Origin of the sequence: Pseudomonas sp. GW456-12-10-14-LB2 (assembly GCF_002884345.1) — a bacterium.
In the GTDB taxonomy this organism is placed as follows: Bacteria; Pseudomonadota; Gammaproteobacteria; order Pseudomonadales; family Pseudomonadaceae; genus Aquipseudomonas; species Aquipseudomonas paraglycinae.
In genome coordinates this window covers 18,256-31,770 of record NZ_POHV01000042.1, presented here as the reverse complement: position 1 = coordinate 31,770, position 13,515 = coordinate 18,256, and the positions used below count along the sequence as shown (strand labels likewise).

At 62.1% G+C, this 13,515-nt stretch carries 14 protein-coding genes; 8 read left to right on the top strand and 6 right to left on the bottom strand.

Features of this window, described 5'->3' with window-relative positions:
- The first annotated feature begins 28 nt into the window (after nucleotides 1-28).
- Genes C1X29_RS24160 through C1X29_RS24145 form a run of 4 tightly spaced genes read left to right on the top strand, consistent with a single transcriptional unit; the run spans nucleotide 29 to nucleotide 3,497 of the window.
- A complete protein-coding gene (locus C1X29_RS24160) occupies nucleotides 29-958 on the top strand; it encodes a metal ABC transporter substrate-binding protein (protein WP_064598220.1) in 930 nt (309 codons plus the stop codon).
- Entirely contained in the window at nucleotides 955-1,698 is a 744-nt protein-coding gene (locus C1X29_RS24155; RefSeq protein WP_102718527.1) for a metal ABC transporter ATP-binding protein, read from the top strand. Before C1X29_RS24160 ends, C1X29_RS24155 begins: the two co-directional genes overlap by 4 nt.
- Nucleotides 1,698-2,597 (top strand): metal ABC transporter permease, encoded by a 900-nt coding sequence (locus C1X29_RS24150; RefSeq protein WP_033059198.1) that lies wholly within the window; start codon nucleotides 1,698-1,700, stop codon nucleotides 2,595-2,597. The genes C1X29_RS24155 and C1X29_RS24150 overlap by 1 nt, the downstream gene beginning before the upstream one ends.
- Nucleotides 2,598-3,497, top strand: a complete 900-nt coding sequence (locus C1X29_RS24145; RefSeq protein ID WP_085744928.1) for a metal ABC transporter solute-binding protein, Zn/Mn family — start codon at nucleotides 2,598-2,600, stop codon at nucleotides 3,495-3,497.
- A 204-nt stretch (nucleotides 3,498-3,701) separates the two neighbouring features.
- Here the strand turns inward: C1X29_RS24145 and C1X29_RS24140 are convergent, their stop codons facing one another.
- The 5 genes from C1X29_RS24140 to C1X29_RS24120 form a co-directional block, all read right to left on the bottom strand.
- Nucleotides 3,702-3,926 carry an MbtH family protein gene (locus tag C1X29_RS24140; protein ID WP_007917715.1) on the bottom strand — a complete coding sequence of 75 codons (225 nt, stop codon included), beginning with the start codon at nucleotides 3,924-3,926 and terminating at the stop codon, nucleotides 3,702-3,704.
- An 83-nt stretch (nucleotides 3,927-4,009) separates the two neighbouring features.
- Nucleotides 4,010-5,422: an aspartate aminotransferase family protein gene (locus tag C1X29_RS24135; protein WP_085744929.1), complete on the bottom strand. Its 1,413-nt coding sequence runs from the start codon at nucleotides 5,420-5,422 to the stop codon at nucleotides 4,010-4,012.
- A gap of 142 nt (nucleotides 5,423-5,564) precedes the next feature.
- Nucleotides 5,565-6,050: a GNAT family N-acetyltransferase gene (locus C1X29_RS24130; RefSeq protein ID WP_102686434.1), complete on the bottom strand. Its 486-nt coding sequence runs from the start codon at nucleotides 6,048-6,050 to the stop codon at nucleotides 5,565-5,567.
- 107 nt (nucleotides 6,051-6,157) lie between these two features.
- Nucleotides 6,158-7,480 carry an ATP-binding protein gene (locus C1X29_RS24125; protein WP_085744931.1) on the bottom strand — a complete coding sequence of 441 codons (1,323 nt, stop codon included), beginning with the start codon at nucleotides 7,478-7,480 and terminating at the stop codon, nucleotides 6,158-6,160.
- Nucleotides 7,480-8,160, bottom strand: coding sequence for a response regulator (locus C1X29_RS24120; RefSeq protein WP_064378569.1), 681 nt, complete (start codon nucleotides 8,158-8,160; stop codon nucleotides 7,480-7,482). The genes C1X29_RS24125 and C1X29_RS24120 overlap by 1 nt, the downstream gene beginning before the upstream one ends.
- 312 nt (nucleotides 8,161-8,472) lie before the next feature.
- On the opposite strand from C1X29_RS24120, the gene C1X29_RS24115 reads away from it, so the two are divergent.
- The 4 genes from C1X29_RS24115 (at nucleotide 8,473) to dsbG (ending at nucleotide 12,617) form a co-directional block, all read left to right on the top strand.
- A complete protein-coding gene (locus C1X29_RS24115) occupies nucleotides 8,473-9,144 on the top strand; it encodes a hypothetical protein (protein WP_085744932.1) in 672 nt (223 codons plus the stop codon).
- Nucleotides 9,145-9,268: 124 nt separating this feature from the next.
- Complete coding sequence (dsbD, locus tag C1X29_RS24110; protein WP_102718526.1) at nucleotides 9,269-10,999, top strand: protein-disulfide reductase DsbD; 1,731 nt, start codon at nucleotides 9,269-9,271, stop codon at nucleotides 10,997-10,999.
- Nucleotides 10,999-11,871 (top strand): TlpA disulfide reductase family protein, encoded by an 873-nt coding sequence (locus C1X29_RS24105; protein WP_102718525.1) that lies wholly within the window; start codon nucleotides 10,999-11,001, stop codon nucleotides 11,869-11,871. The genes dsbD and C1X29_RS24105 overlap by 1 nt, the downstream gene beginning before the upstream one ends.
- A complete protein-coding gene (gene dsbG / locus C1X29_RS24100) occupies nucleotides 11,847-12,617 on the top strand; it encodes a thiol:disulfide interchange protein DsbG (RefSeq protein ID WP_007955786.1) in 771 nt (256 codons plus the stop codon). Before C1X29_RS24105 ends, dsbG begins: the two co-directional genes overlap by 25 nt.
- Before the next feature lie 32 nt (nucleotides 12,618-12,649).
- Here dsbG and C1X29_RS24095 read toward each other — a convergent pair whose 3' ends face one another.
- Complete coding sequence (locus tag C1X29_RS24095) at nucleotides 12,650-13,462, bottom strand: alpha/beta fold hydrolase (protein ID WP_102718524.1); 813 nt, start codon at nucleotides 13,460-13,462, stop codon at nucleotides 12,650-12,652.
- Nucleotides 13,463-13,515: the final 53 nt, after the last annotated feature.

Here is a 13,515-nt window from a genome sequence, read left to right as displayed (position 1 = left end):
CCTTCATTCGAGAGAAGACCGCTTGCCCATGCCTAGTTCATCTCAACGCCGTCCTTTCCTGCGCCTGCTGCTGATCGGTCTGTGCGCCTGCCTGCTGAGCCCGCTGGCCAGCGCCGATCAGGCCAAGCGCCTGCGTATCGGCATCACCCTGCATCCGTATTACAGCTATGTGGCGAACATCGTCGGCGACAAGGCCGAGGTCGTGCCGCTGATTCCCGCCGGCTTCAACCCGCACGCCTACGAGCCGCGCGCCGAAGACATCAAGCGCATCAGCGGGCTGGACGTGATCGTGCTCAACGGCGTCGGCCATGACGACTTCGCCGACCGCATGATCGCCGCCAGCGAAACGCCGAACATCAAGACCATCGAAGCCAACGAAAACGTGCCGTTGCTGGCCGCCACCGGGGTTGCTGCGCGCGGCGCCGGCAAAGTGGTGAACCCGCACACGTTCCTGTCGATCAGTGCCTCGATTGCCCAGGTCAACAACATCGCCCGGGAATTGGGCAAGCTCGACCCGGACAATGCCAAGACCTACACCCAGAACGCCCGCGCCTACGGCAAACGCCTGCGGCAGATGCGCGCCGACGCCCTGGCCAAGCTGACCCAGGCGCCGAACGCTGAACTGCGCGTAGCCACGGTGCACGCCGCTTACGACTACCTGCTGCGCGAGTTCGGCCTTGAAGTCACCGCCGTGGTCGAGCCGGCCCACGGCATCGAGCCGAGTCCGAGCCAGTTGAAGAAAACCATCGACCAACTGCGCGAGCTGGACGTGAAAGTGATCTTCTCCGAGATGGATTTCCCGTCCACCTACGTCGAAACCATCCAGCGTGAATCCGGTGTGAAGCTGTACCCGCTGTCGCACATTTCCTATGGCGAATACACCGCCGACAAGTACGAAAAGGAAATGACCGGCAACCTCAACACCGTGGTGCGGGCGATTCAGGAGTCCGGCGCATGACGGCTCAGGAAAACCTTTCAATCAGACATAGCGGTCCGACCCTGGATTTCGCCGACGTCAGCCTGACCCTCGGCCGCACGACGATTCTGGACAAGGTCACCTTCCAGGTGCAGCCCGGCAGCGTGCATGCGCTGGTCGGCCCCAACGGCGGCGGCAAGAGTTCGCTGATCAAGACCCTGCTCGGGCAGATGCCGCATCAGGGCCGGCTCAGTCTGCAATGGCCCGGCGAACCCGGCACCATCGGTTACGTGCCGCAGGCGCTGGAATTCGATCGGGGTCTGCCGATGACCGTCGATGATTTTATGGCCGCCATGTGTCAGCGTCGCCCGGCCTTCCTCGGCTTTAGCAAACGCTACGCCGGCGCTATCGGTGATGCGCTGGAGCGAGTCGGCATGCAGGACAAGCGCAAGCGCCGGATGGGCGCACTATCCGGTGGTGAACGCCAGCGGGTTCTGCTCGCTCAAGGCCTGATTCCGGCCCCGCAATTGCTGGTGCTGGACGAACCGATGTCGGCCCTCGACGAAGCCGGGATTCAGGTCTTCGAGCGATTGCTCGGCGACTGGCGTGCGGCAGCCATCACGGTGCTGTGGATCGAGCACGATCTGGAAGCGGTCGGGCGTCTGGCCAATCGCGTCACCGGCCTCAACCGCCGCGTGCTGTTCGACGCCACGCCACAACAGGCCCTGACCCCGGAACGCCTGCTGACCCTGTTCTCGACCCATCCACGGAGCGCTGCCTGATGAGTTACGAAGCCTTTCGTTTGATGGTTCAAGGCTGGGCCTCTTCCGGTTACCTGCCGGAAGCCCTGGCCTATGGGTTTGTGGTCAACGCCTTGCTTGCCGGTCTGCTGATCGGCCCGGTGCTCGGTGGCCTCGGCACGCTGGTGGTGGTCAAGCGCTTCGCGTTTTTCTCCGAAGCAGTCGGTCACGCGGCGTTGACCGGCGTGGCCATCGGCATTCTGCTCGGCGAGCCCTACACCGGGCCGTACGGCAGCCTGTTCGGTTACTGCCTGCTGTTCGGCATTTTGCTCAACTACCTGCGCAACCGCACCGGTCTGGCACCCGACACATTGATTGGCGTGTTCCTGTCGGTGTCCCTCGCTTTGGGCGCCAGCCTGCTGCTGATTCTGGCGGGCAAGATCAACGTGCACATTCTGGAAAACGTGCTGTTCGGCTCGGTGCTGACCGTCAACGGCAACGACCTGCTGGTGCTGGCGATTGTCGGCTCGCTGGTGATGGCGCTGGCCCTGCCGCTGTACAACCGGATCATGCTCGCCAGCTTCAATCCGCAACTGGCGGCGGTGCGCGGCGTCGCGGTGAAGACCCTGGATTACCTGTTCGTGATTCTGGTGACGCTTATCACCGTCGCCGCAGTGAAAGTCATCGGTGCGATTCTGGTCGGTGCGCTGCTGGTGATTCCGGCGGCGGCAGCACGTCTGCTCAGCCAGTCGCTCAAAGGCTTTTTCTGGTGTTCGGTGCTGATTGCCACGATCAGCACGCTGTGCGGGATTCTCGCGCCGATCGTGTTCGACCTGCCGATTCCGTCCGGCGCCGCGATCATCCTGGTCGCCGGTATCGCCTTCGCCCTCGCCGCGATTGCCCGGGGCGTCGTCCCCAGTCTGAAAGGGAACCTTGGATAAATGGCTTTTTCATTACGAAAACTGACTCTGGCCATCGCCTTCAGTGGCGCGGTTTCCAGCCCTCTGCTGGCTGCCGAGAAACCGTTGCGTGTGCTGGCCTCGTTGCCCATCACTTATGGTCTGGGTGAAGTCCTGCTCAAGGGCACCGACATCAGCCTCGAACGTGCGGCGCCAGCGAATCTGCCGGGCAGCCGCCAGACCGCCTATTTCACCGGTCGCGGCGCCCCGGCGCTGAGCAAACTGGCCACTGGCGCCGATGCCGTGATCGGCGTGCGCTCGCTGTGGGCCGATGATCCGCTGTATCCGATCGCCCGCCGCAGCAACATCCGCATCGTCGAAGTCGACGCCGCCCGCCCTGTGGACGGCGCCCTGCCCGGCATTGCCGTACAACCGGGGCTCAAGGTCGACGGTTTGAACAGCCAGCCGTGGCTGGCGAGCAACAACATGGGTCGCATGGCCGACGTGATGGCGGCAGACTTGGTGCGCCTGGCACCGAAGGACAAACCGAAGATCGAGGCCAATCTGGCGGCACTGAAACAGCGCCTGCTGAAACTCAGTGCCGACAGCGAGGCGCGTCTGGCCAGTGCCGACAACCTGAGCGTGATGAGCCTGAGCGATCACTTCGGTTACCTGATCGGCAGCCTCAATCTGGAATTGATCGGACAGGATGCCCGCGCGGATGCCGAATGGACGCCGGAGGATCTGAAAAAACTCACCGCCACCCTGAAAGACAATGACGTGGCAGTGGTGCTGCACCATCGGCAGCCGTCGGACGCGGTGAAAGCGGCGATTGCCGAATCGGGCAGTCATCTGCTGGTGCTGAGCACCGATGCAGCGGATCCGGTGGCAGAGCTGGAAGGCAATGTGGATGTGCTGCTCAAGGGCCTGAGCGGCGCCTAAGGCCAGTTGCCCCCCGTTGATCGTTCCCACGCTCCGCGTGGGAATGCAGCCCGGGACGCTCCGCGTCCCTTGCGAAGCGGACGCGGAGCGTCCAATGAGGCATTCCCACGCAGAGCGTGGGAACGATCATCAAGGCCGATCTTCCAGACATGAAAAAACCCGCTGACTGTTTCCAGCCCAGCGGGTTTCTTTTTGCCTGAAGACTTACTGTGCAGCCGCTTGCGCTTCCATCTTCTGACGCAGGCTCAGCGGGCGCATGTCGGTCCAGACTTCTTCGATGTAGGCCAGGCATTCCTTTTTCAGGCCACTCTTGCCGACGGTGCGCCAACCTTCCGGCACGGCCTTGTAGTCCGGCCAGATCGAGTACTGCTCTTCGTGGTTGACCACGACTTGAAAGAGGATGTCCTCGCGGTCGAATACTGACGTCATGCTGTGTCTCCATCGCTGTAAGGGTGGGCTGCACGACGGGTGCAGCCGGGTATGTAGAAAGAACGTTCGACGCGGCGAAAAATTTACAGGCCGGCGGTCGCGGCGCTCAACGCACGGCCAAAGATCTCGGCGACGCGATCGATTTCGGCGGCGGTGATCACCAGCGGCGGCAGGAATCGCACCACCGCACCATGCCGACCGCCCAGCTCCAGAATCAGCCCGCGCTTGAGGCATTCGCGCTGAACCAGCGGCGCCAGACGCGCAAACGCCGGTGGATGGCCCAGTGCGTCCGGCGTGCCGTTCGGATCGACCAGTTCGACACCGAGCATCAGGCCACGACCGCGAATGTCGCCCAGCTGCGGGAAGTCACGCTGCAGGATGTGCAGATGCTCGCTCAGGCGTTCGCCCATGGCGGCGGCGTGTTCGCAGACCTTGTGCTCGACCAGGTAACGCATCACGGCAGAGCCGGCGGCCATCGCCATCTGATTGCCACGGAACGTACCGGCGTGGGCGCCCGGCTGCCAGGTGTCGAGCCAGTCGCGATAAACCACCACGGCCAGCGGCAGGCTGCCGCCGATGGCTTTGGACAGCACCACCACGTCCGGGGTGATGCCGGCGTGCTCGAAGGCAAACATCTTGCCGGTACGGGCGAAACCGCTCTGGATTTCGTCGATGATCAATGCGACGCCGGCCTTCTCGGTGATGCGGCGCAGACCGCGCAGCCACTCGATGTCAGCCGGGATCACACCGCCCTCGCCCTGCACCGCTTCAACGATGACTGCGGCCGGCAATTGCACGCCGGCCTCGGGATCATTGAGCAGGTTTTCCAGGTAACTCAGGTTGGCCTTCACACCCGCCGCGCCACCGAGGCCGAACGGGCAGCGGTAGTCGTACGGGAACGGCATGAATTGCACGCCGGTGCTGAGCAATGCGCCCAACGGTTTCTTCGGACCGAGGCTGCCCATCAGACTCAAGGCGCCCTGGCTCATGCCGTGATAACCGCCGGAAAACGACAGTACGGTGCTGCGCCCGGTGGCGGTGCGCACCAGTTTCAGCGCAGCTTCCACGGCGTCGGTGCCGGTCGGGCCGCAGAACTGGATTTTCGCTTCCTTGGCCAATGCTGGAGGCAGCAGGCCGAACAGGTCCTGAACGAATTGGTCTTTCACCGGCGTGGTCAGGTCCAGGGTGTGCAGCGGCAGCTCATCGGCCAGCACCTGCTGGATCGCCTCGATCACCACCGGGTGGTTATGCCCCAGCGCCAGAGTGCCGGCACCGGCCAGGCAATCGATGAAGGTACGGCCTTCGACGTCTTCGACGTACAGGCCCTTGGCGCGCTTCAGTGCCAGCGGAATTCGGCGCGGGTAGCTGCGGGCATTGGATTCCTGCTGGCTCTGCCGGGCCAGCAACGGTGATTCATTGAACTGATACAGCGTTTCAGCCGGCGCGGAGGCGATCCGGGCCGACGACTCTTCAATAAGACTGGTGGCGACTGACATCTCTCGACCCCTCAATACGCTATGGATAGTGACCAAAACTGCACACCGGGCAGGTGCGCGTTCCGGTCGCGGGGCGCACATGCAGGTTTTCCTGTTCTGGAAACGCACCAGCGTGTCGAGGATTTACACCCTTGATCGAATGTCAGGCCGACAATGCCAGCGGCTTGTGCATCGGCAGGCTCAAAACGCCGTGATGCGTGAAGGCAGACGCCGCTTCGCGATACCCCAGGCGCCGGTAGAACGCCTCGCCGGTTCGCGTGCTGGCGAGCGTGACGCAAGGCCGGCCGCGAATCCTCAGCCAACCCTCGAGATCGCCCACCAGCGCGCGGCCCGCGCCCCGACGAAACCACTCCGGCTGCACGTGACAAAACGTGATCTCGCCATTGGCGGCGGCCATGCCGACCCCGACCGGCTTATCGTGAAGAAGCGCGATATTCAGATAGAGATGCGGATCGGCGAGCCAGCCGCTGATGTGTTCCGCCGATTGTCGGCGAACCCAGCGGTCGACCAGTTGGGGATCGTTGCGATGATCGAGCGCGCAACCGACACGGATCGAGCGCTCGAGAATCCGGCTGATGATGCCGGCGTCGGCGGATGTGGCGGGACAGATGTGGATGGGTGCTTCCATGGCGCTGTTTCCCTCAATCCATTGAGTCAAAGGCAGGGGCGACAATAACGTCGCGGCCGGCGGATGACTAATGGAGAGAGGTTACATTTGATGTGCCTGGCAACCTTTCAGACCGGTTGCAGCGGCATGGTCAGCTCGACCCGCAAACCATCCGGGCGGCTGTCGAAATGCAGGGTGCAGGCGCAGCGTTGAACGATGGCCTGGACAATCGCCAGCCCCAATCCGCAGCCGGTGCTCTGGCCGTTGCGCCAGAAGCGCTGGGTCAGATGTTGCAGATCGTCCGGGGCAATGCCCGGCCCGTGATCGCGCACCACGAAACGCACACGATTGGCGATGGTTTCCAGGCTCAACTCCACCGCGCCGTCAGTCGGCGTGTGGCGCAGGGCGTTGTCCAACAGATTACGCAGAGCCGCGATCGACAGCACCGCCGGCATTTGCAGGGGCGCATCGGACAATCGCTCAGGCAGGTGCAGCTTGATGCGCTGGCGCTGGTCGCTGGCCGAGTCCTGAATCGCCAGTTTCGCCACCTGCTCGGCACTGCATTGCACACCGTCGTCGAACGACAGACTGCCCTCGACCCGCGCCAGCAACAGCAACTGCTCAAGAGTCCGGTGCAAGCGATCGGCGCCCTCCTCGGCCCGGGCCAGGGACTGATCGCGGGCACTGCCTTCGGTCATGCGCGCCACTTGCAGGTGGGTCTTGATCGCCGTCAGCGGGCTGCGCAGTTCATGGGCGGCATCGCCGGTCAGGCGACGTTCGCGTTCGATGGTCTTGCCGATGCGCTGGAACAACTGGTTCTGGGTTTCGAGCAGCGGTTTCAATTCGCTGGGGAATGACTGCAACTGCAAAGGTTCGAGCGAATCCGCGTTGCGACGCATCAAGGCTTCACGCAAGCGATTGAGCGGCGCCAGGCCCTGACCGATCCCCAGCCACAACAGGCACAGGCAGCCGAGCAGCGCCACGCCCACCGGCACCGAGGCCGCCAGCAGGATCGACATGTTCAGGGCTTCGCGCTCGATGACCCGGTCGGCAGTGGTAATTCGCACATCGCCCCGAGCCAGGGTGAAGCTGCGCCAAGGCGCGCCATCGATCATCTGATCGTGGAAACCCATTTTCTGCGCTTCCAGCGCCTGTTCCGGATTGTTGTGGCTGCGGGCAAGAATTTCCCCGCGCAACGAGCTGACCTGACAGGCCATGCCGCCGGGAATGTTCAGTTGCTCGGCGCTGAAGTGAGTGCCTTCGCCTTTGCTCGGGATGGCCGGCAATTGTTCCAGCAATCCGGCGACCATCCGCGCCGACGCCACCAGGCGCTGGTCGAGGGAAAACATCATCTGGTTGCGCAGGTCGCTGAGCATCCAGGCGGCCGCCAGGGCCCAGATCAGCGCGAACGCAGCGCCGAGAGTCAGGCTCAGACGCAGGCGCAGACTCATCACTTGTCAGTTTCTCCGCCATCGGCCGGGCCCAGGCGATAACCCAGACCGCGCACGGTTTCGACGATGCCCTTGCCCAGTTTGCTGCGCAGGTGATGGATGTGCACGTTGAGCGCATTGCTCTCCAGTTCATCGTTGAAACCGTAGACGCTGTCCTTCAACTGCTCGGTGGACAGCACCCGGCCACGGTTGTGCAGCAAGGCTTGCAGCAGGGATTGTTCACGACGGGACAGGTCCACCGGACGGCCCGCCAGCGTGGTTTCACGACTGCTCGGGTCGTAGGTCAGCGCACCGTGTTCGATCAGGTTGACACTGCGCCCGGCTACCCGGCGCAGCAGGGTTTGCAGACGCGCGAACAATTCGCGCAGATCGAAAGGCTTAAGCAGATAGTCGTCGGCACCGGACTGCAAACCGTCGACACGGTCGGTGACCGAATCCCGCGCGGTGAGGATCAGCACCGGAATTTCCAGCCCTTGCTGACGCAGTTGTTGCAGCAGTTTGAGGCCATCTTCGTCCGGCAGGCCGAGATCGAGCACCATCACGTCGAACTCGGCAACCTTGAGAATCGCCCGCGCCTTGGAGGCGGTGTTGACGTGCTCGACCGTCAGGCCTTGCGCCGTCAGCCCGGCGACGATCCCGCTGGCGATCAACTCATCGTCTTCGCAAACCAGTACGTGCATGGGAGCTCCATGAGAAAAAACGCGATTCAAGCAGGAGAGGATTAAGCGGCAATTATGGACACTGCCCGCGCCAAGGAAAAGCATGATCCCGATGTATACGACTGCGGGCAATGGTTTTCTCAATAGCGATTATCGCGATGACAACTAAAAACCAACAGACAATAACTTATCAAGTTCAAAGCGACACAAATGGCAATCACATAATCAGTGCGCAAAAGTTATTTATCACGTTAACCTTCAACTGCAGAACATACAAACACCACACTCACTACAACACCGAACAACCAATTATCTATTCCAAGGAACTATCAAATGTCCAAACTCAACAACTTTGTTGCTATCGACTGGCGCTCCGGCCCTGACCGGATTTACTTTTTCTTCAAAGATACTGAAACCTTTTCCTGCTACAACAATGGCGACGAAGAAGTACCCGGCGAATATCCAAAACCGATCAAGGGGCACTGGGAAGGGTTCGATGCCTATGCCAAGCATCTGCGGTTCGGCTTCACCCAGACCCAGGCGGGCGACAAGGATATTGTCTGGTTATTCTTTTACAATGGTGATCGCCCGATGGTTTGCGCCTATAACCAGGACACCGGAAAGGCTGATGCCTTTTACAATCTTTCCAACTCCCTGTGGACGCCGATCCTGCCCTACTTCGACAGAATCGTTGCCGGTACTTGGCTGGAAGCCATCGGGTACAAAAATCTGTTTCGCTTCTTGTTGAATGACGGGACCCACTTGACGCTGGATACTGTAACGCGAAAAGTAAATCACCATCCAACAGCAGTACTGCCCGGACTTGAACTTTATAAAGATCGCCTTGTTACCGCGGCTCAGATTGATCCGACCTTTAGCGACAACCTCTGGTATATCTTCCTGACCAATGACCAGTTCGTGGTTTACAACATGCAGAAAGGCCGAGTCGAGGGTGGTGTGCACAACGTGAGCGGTACATTCGCCGGGCTGACACGGGGTCTCTGACTCCATCATTCGTTTGCAATACTGCAGCGTCTCGCAGGTTTGACGCATGGATATACCCGGTTAATCACCGGTTAATCGCCGCCGCCCATTGTGCCCCTCAATTGCACAGGGACAAGGCTCCTCCATGCGTCATTTTTTTTTATTGTTTGCACTGTTGATTTCGAGTCTGGCTCAGGCAGGGAATGATCCCTTTGCGTCAAAACCGGAGTTCCTGCCGGTCGACAAGGCATTCGTGCTGACCTCGGAACGTCTGGATTCCGGTGAGACCCAGCTGTTCTGGCAAATCGCCGACGGTTATTACCTGTATCAGAAGCGTCTGAAGTTCGATGGGCTGGCGACACAAAACGTCCCGGCCCTGCCGGAGGGCGAATCCCACAGCGACGAGTATTTCGGCGAACAGCCGGTTTATCGTCAGGGTCTGGAACTGAAGATTCCCGCAGCCGTCACGGGCCAGATAAAGGTCAGCTATCAGGGCTGCGCCGACGCCGGCCTTTGCTATCCGCCACAAACCAGAGTGATCGACCTCGGCGGCAAAGCCGCAGCAACGACAGATGAAGCGCCGGATCAGGCACTGGCCAGCGGTCTGCAACAGCACTCGCTGGGCTGGAGTCTGCTGGTGTTCTTCGGCCTCGGTCTGCTGCTGGCGTTCGCGCCGTGTTCGTTGCCGATGTTGCCGATTCTGGCCGGCATGGTGGTCGGCAGCGGCGCCACGCCACGTCGCGGTTTCGCGCTGGCCGGCAGTTATGTGGTTTGCATGGCGCTGGTGTATGCGGCGATGGGCGTCATCGCCGCGCTGCTGGGGGCCAACCTGCAGGCGTGGTTGCAGAACCCTTGGTTGCTCGGGACTTTTGCGGCCGTATTTGTGGTTCTGGCGCTGCCGATGTTCGGCTTCTTCGAGCTGCAATTGCCGGTGGCCCTGCGGGATCGACTGGAACATGCCTCGCGCAGTCAGCGCGGTGGCAGTCTGGTCGGCGCGGGCGTACTGGGCGCGTTGTCCGGTCTGCTGGTCGGCCCGTGCATGACCGCACCGCTGGCGGGCGCCCTGCTTTACATCGCGCAAAGTGGCAACGCGCTGCACGGCGGTCTGATTCTGTTTGCCCTCGGGATCGGCATCGGCGTACCGCTATTGTTGCTGGTAACCGTCGGCAATCGCTTCCTGCCCAAACCCGGCGCGTGGATGAACCTGCTCAAGGGCGTGTTCGGTTTCCTGTTCCTCGCCACCGCGCTGCTGATGCTGCGTCCGGTGCTGGATCCGTCGCTGTGGCTGGGTCTGTGCGGCGCGCTGCTGTTGATCGCCGCTTACAGTGCCTGGAAACAGTCAGAAGGCTTCGGTCGCGTGGCGCAGTTGTTCGGTGCCGGTTCGCTGTTGCTGGGTCTGTGGGGCAGTCTGCTGGTGGTCGGTGCGGCGGGTGGCAGTGACGATCCGTATCAGCCGTTGCAGGTGTACAGCGCCGGCCGTGTCGGATCTGCGGCGCCCAGCGGCCACGAAGCCTTCACGACGATCAAGGATCCCGCTGCCCTGCAACGCGAGCTCGACACCGCCAAAGCGCAGGGCCAGTGGGTGCTGCTCGATTACTACGCCGACTGGTGCACGTCGTGCAAAGTCATGGAGAAACAGGTGTTCGGCCAGGCGCGGGTGATGCAGGCCCTGAGCGATGTGCGCTTGCTCCGACTCGACGTCACCGCCGACAATGCCGCCAGCCGCGAACTGCTCGGCCGTTATAAAGTGCCGGGGCCACCGAGTTTCGTGTGGATCGGCGCCGACGGCGAAGAGCGCCGCAGCCAGCGCATCACCGGCGAGGTCGATGCCGATACTTTCCTGCAACGCTGGACCACCACCCGAGACGCCCGTTAATGCTGACCTTCACCCTCGGCACCTTTGCCATCGCACTCAACCACCTGCTGCTGATCAGCGCGCTGGCGCTGGCGACCTTCGTCGGCTGGCGGGTGGCCAAGCGCGGCGGTGACAACCCCGAGTCGGCGCTGTTCAGCCTGTTTCTGCTCGGCATGCTGGCGGCGCGCATGGCGTTTGTCGCTGTGTACTGGGGCCACTATCGCAACGACCTGTGGCAGATCATCGACCTGCGCGACGGCGGTTTTCTCGCCTGGCCGGGGGTGATCGTGCTGTTGCTGGCGGCGCTGTATCGCGGCTGGCGCCGGCCGGGATTGCGTCGACCGCTGGGCTTCGGCGTGGTCAGCGGCGTGGCGTTCTGGGTGCTGGCGACCCTGTCGCTGAACATCTACGAGCAAGGCACACGCCTGCCGGACATCACCCTGCGCAACGCCGCCGGGGAAACCGTGAAACTCACCGACTATCAGGGCGGGCCGCTGGTGATCAATCTGTGGGCCACCTGGTGCCCGCCGTGCCGACGGGAAATGCCGGTGCTGGAAAACGCCCAGCAACAACGCCCGGACCTGACGTTCCTGTTCGTCAACCAGGCCGAAAGCATGCAAAGCGTTGCGACTTTTCTCGAAACCCAGGGCCTGAGCCTGAACAACGTGCTGTTCGACCGCAGCGGACGTCTCGGCCAGGCCGTGGGCTCCATGGCCCTGCCGACTACGCTGTTCTATAGCCCGGACGGTCGCCTGCTGGGCAGCCATCTGGGCGAGTTGTCGAACGCCAGCCTGGCCCGCGCCCTGGAAAACTTCGATACCCCGGCTTCCAGTCCGAACCCGGCCACCTCTTCTTCAAGGAAACTGCCATGCCCCGCCTCCGCCACCTGCTGACGCTGACCATGAGCGCAGCCCTGCTGCACTTGCCGTCGGTCCAGGCCGCCGAAGAATTGCCTGAAGCGATCAAGAAGATCGAAGCCAAGGGCGCGAAAATCGTCGGCCAGTTCGACGCGCCGGACGGCTTGCGCGGTTACGCCGCGCAATACCAGAACCGCGGCATGGCGCTGTACCTGACGCCGGACGGCAAGCATGTGCTGCTGGGCAATCTGTACGACGCCGACGGTAACGACCTGAGCAGCGCGCCGCTGCAAAAACTGGTCTACGCGCCGATGGCCAAGGAAGTCTGGGCCAAGTTCGAAGCAAGCAACTGGATTCAGGACGGCAACAAGGATGCGCCGCGCACGGTGTACCTGTTCAGCGACCCGAACTGCCCGTACTGCAACATGTTCTGGGAACAGGCCCGTCCATGGGTCAAGGCCGGCAAGGTGCAGTTGCGGCACATCATGGTCGGCATCATCCGCGAAGACAGCCCGGCCAAATCCGCCGCCCTGCTCGCCGCCAAAGACCCGAGCAAGGCCCTGGAAGATCACGAGAAGGCCGGCAAGGCCAGCACCCTCAAGGCCTTGAAGGACATTCCGGTCGCCGTGCAGACCAAACTCGCGGCGAACATGCAGTTGATGGAAGACCTGGACTTGCAGGCCACTCCGGCGATCTTCTACATGGACGACAAGGGCGAACTGCAACAACAGCAAGGCGCGCCGACGCCGGACAAACTGGCGAAGATTCTCGGCCCGAAATAAAAAAACGCCCACGCAATGCGTGGGCGTTTTCGTTACTTCCGCTCAGCCAGAAACTTCAGCAGCGTGTCGGTCACAAACTCCGGATTCTCCAGATTGGAGATATGCCCTGCCTCCGGCACCAGCACACACGGACAGCCAATCAGCTCAGCCATTTCCCGTGCTTCCGACGGCGGGCGTGGCTTGTCCTGATCGCCACAGACCACCAGCGTGGTGGCCGCATTCAGCTCGCCCAGACGCGGCAACAGATCGTCACGGCCAAAAGTGATGCGCCCCATCGGCACGATGCTCTCGCGCAGGCGTTCGGCGCAATAGCCGGCGAGTTTGGCGCGGAAATCCTGATACAGCGCCGACTCTCGATTGATGCCCGGACGGAAGAAGATCGGCACCACGATATCCAGCAGTTGTTCGGAGATTCCGCCGCTTTCCTCGATCTGTTTGAACAGCGAGAAATAGTACTGGCGGGTCGGCTCCGGCTCGACGCCTACGTAAGTGTCCATCAGCACCAGACCGTTGAGCCGCTGCGGCGCCGACAACGCCAGACGCACGCCCCACATGCCGCCGACCGACAGCCCGACCAGTGTCACCCGATCGATGTCCAGATGATCGAGCAAGGCCAGTGCCTGACGGGCGATGTCGTCCAGCGAAGCGGTGCCTTCAGGCAAGCGACCGGATTCGCCGTGCCCCCACAGATCCAGTGCAATCACCCGATAGTGCGCCGATAGCGCTGCGATCTGCGGTGCCCACATGGCCTGATCCCACAGGTAGCTGCCGGCCAGCAACACCGCCGGGCCTGTGCCTTGATCAATGTAGTGAAGCGCCTGTCCGTCAACTTCGAAGAAAGCCATCGATCACCCCCGCGACAAAAAAGAGAACCGGCAGACTGGGCTGCCGGTTCGGG

Excerpts from the sequence above, each read along its gene's own strand:
- C1X29_RS24135 (WP_085744929.1), bottom strand. The coding sequence starts at position 5,422 with ATGTCAGTCGCCACCAGTCTTATTGAAGAGTCGTCGGCCCGGATCGCC.
- C1X29_RS24160 (WP_064598220.1), top strand. The coding sequence starts at position 29 with ATGCCTAGTTCATCTCAACGCCGTCCTTTCCTGCGCCTGCTGCTGATC.
- C1X29_RS24145 (WP_085744928.1), top strand. The coding sequence starts at position 2,598 with ATGGCTTTTTCATTACGAAAACTGACTCTGGCCATCGCCTTCAGTGGC.
- dsbD (WP_102718526.1), top strand. The coding sequence starts at position 9,269 with ATGCGTCATTTTTTTTTATTGTTTGCACTGTTGATTTCGAGTCTGGCT.
- dsbG (WP_007955786.1), top strand. The coding sequence starts at position 11,847 with ATGCCCCGCCTCCGCCACCTGCTGACGCTGACCATGAGCGCAGCCCTG.
- C1X29_RS24140 (WP_007917715.1), bottom strand. The coding sequence starts at position 3,926 with ATGACGTCAGTATTCGACCGCGAGGACATCCTCTTTCAAGTCGTGGTC.
- C1X29_RS24130 (WP_102686434.1), bottom strand. The coding sequence starts at position 6,050 with ATGGAAGCACCCATCCACATCTGTCCCGCCACATCCGCCGACGCCGGC.
- C1X29_RS24125 (WP_085744931.1), bottom strand. The coding sequence starts at position 7,480 with ATGAGTCTGCGCCTGCGTCTGAGCCTGACTCTCGGCGCTGCGTTCGCG.
- C1X29_RS24095 (WP_102718524.1), bottom strand. The coding sequence starts at position 13,462 with ATGGCTTTCTTCGAAGTTGACGGACAGGCGCTTCACTACATTGATCAA.
- C1X29_RS24120 (WP_064378569.1), bottom strand. The coding sequence starts at position 8,160 with ATGCACGTACTGGTTTGCGAAGACGATGAGTTGATCGCCAGCGGGATC.
- C1X29_RS24105 (WP_102718525.1), top strand. The coding sequence starts at position 10,999 with ATGCTGACCTTCACCCTCGGCACCTTTGCCATCGCACTCAACCACCTG.
- C1X29_RS24155 (WP_102718527.1), top strand. The coding sequence starts at position 955 with ATGACGGCTCAGGAAAACCTTTCAATCAGACATAGCGGTCCGACCCTG.
- C1X29_RS24150 (WP_033059198.1), top strand. The coding sequence starts at position 1,698 with ATGAGTTACGAAGCCTTTCGTTTGATGGTTCAAGGCTGGGCCTCTTCC.
- C1X29_RS24115 (WP_085744932.1), top strand. The coding sequence starts at position 8,473 with ATGTCCAAACTCAACAACTTTGTTGCTATCGACTGGCGCTCCGGCCCT.